1 rRNA gene is annotated in these 1,622 nt (G+C 55.2%); it reads right to left on the bottom strand.

From position 1 onward, the window contains the following. Nucleotides 1-9: 9 nt before the first annotated feature. Nucleotides 10-1,527: ribosomal RNA gene (locus HMPREF3176_RS07760) — 16S ribosomal RNA — on the bottom strand. Nucleotides 1,528-1,622 lie beyond the last annotated feature (95 nt).

The following is a 1,622-nucleotide window of genomic DNA, read 5'->3' as shown; positions in this document are numbered from 1 at the left end:
ACTCCTTAGAAAGGAGGTGATCCAGCCGCACCTTCCGGTACGGCTACCTTGTTACGACTTAGTCCCAATCACCGATCCCACCTTCGACGACTCCCCGCATAAAGCTTGGGCCATCGGCTTCGGGTGTTACCGACTTTCGTGACTTGACGGGCGGTGTGTACAAGGCCCGGGAACGTATTCACCGCAGCATTGCTGATCTGCGATTACTAGCGACTCCGACTTCATAGGGTCGAGTTGCAGACCCCAATCCGAACTGAGACCGGCTTTTTGGGATTAGCTCCACCTCACAGTATCGCAACCCATTGTACCGACCATTGTAGCACGCGTGAAGCCCAAGACATAAGGGGCATGATGATTTGACGTCGTCCCCACCTTCCTCCGAGTTGACCCCGGCAGTCTCCCATGAGTCCCCACCCGAAGTGCTGGCAACATGGAACGAGGGTTGCGCTCGTTGCGGGACTTAACCCAACATCTCACGACACGAGCTGACGACAACCATGCACCACCTGTGCACCAGTCCAAAGAAAACCACATCTCTGCAGCGATCCAGTGCATGTCAAGCCTTGGTAAGGTTCTTCGCGTTGCATCGAATTAATCCGCATGCTCCGCCGCTTGTGCGGGCCCCCGTCAATTCCTTTGAGTTTTAGCCTTGCGGCCGTACTCCCCAGGCGGGGCACTTAATGCGTTAGCTACGGCGCGGAAAACGTGGAATGCTCCCCACACCTAGTGCCCAACGTTTACGGCATGGACTACCAGGGTATCTAATCCTGTTCGCTCCCCATGCTTTCGCTTCTCAGTGTCAGTAACGGCCCAGAGACCTGCCTTCGCCATCGGTGTTCCTCCTGATATCTGCGCATTTCACCGCTACACCAGGAATTCCAGTCTCCCCTACCGCACTCTAGCCTGCCCGTACCCACCGCACGCCCAGAGTTAAGCCCTGGGTTTTCACGGCAGACGCGACAAGCCACCTACAAGCCCTTTACGCCCAATAATTCCGGACAACGCTTGCGCCCTACGTATTACCGCGGCTGCTGGCACGTAGTTAGCCGGCGCTTCTTCTGCAAGTACCGTCACTTTCGCTTCTTCCTTGCTGAAAGAGGTTTACAACCCGAAGGCCGTCATCCCCCACGCGGCGTCGCTGCATCAGGCTTTCGCCCATTGTGCAATATTCCCCACTGCTGCCTCCCGTAGGAGTCTGGGCCGTGTCTCAGTCCCAGTGTGGCCGGTCGCCCTCTCAGGCCGGCTACCCGTCATCGCCTTGGTGAGCCACTACCTCACCAACAAACTGATAGGCCGCGAGCCCATCCCCCACCGAAAAACTTTCCACCACAACCCATGCGGGCCATAGTCATATCCAGTATTAGCCCCGATTTCTCGGAGTTATCCCAAAGTGGAGGGCAGGTTACTCACGTGTTACTCACCCGTTCGCCACTAATCCACTGTGCAAGCACAGCTTCATCGTTCGACTTGCATGTGTTAAGCACGCCGCCAGCGTTCGTCCTGAGCCAGGATCAAACTCTCCATTAAAAAACAGAAAAATCTAAACCCAGCAGAAACAAACAATCAACATTACGCTGACCATCCAGAAATTGAACAAGAAATTCAATGTTCCTGCCAAAAAA

Origin of the sequence: Dermabacter sp. HMSC08H10 (genome assembly GCF_001807585.1) — a bacterium.
GTDB lineage: Bacteria > Actinomycetota > Actinomycetes > Actinomycetales > Dermabacteraceae > Dermabacter > Dermabacter hominis.
Note: the sequence above shows the minus strand (reverse complement) of the source record. Positions and strands in the feature narration are given on the sequence as shown.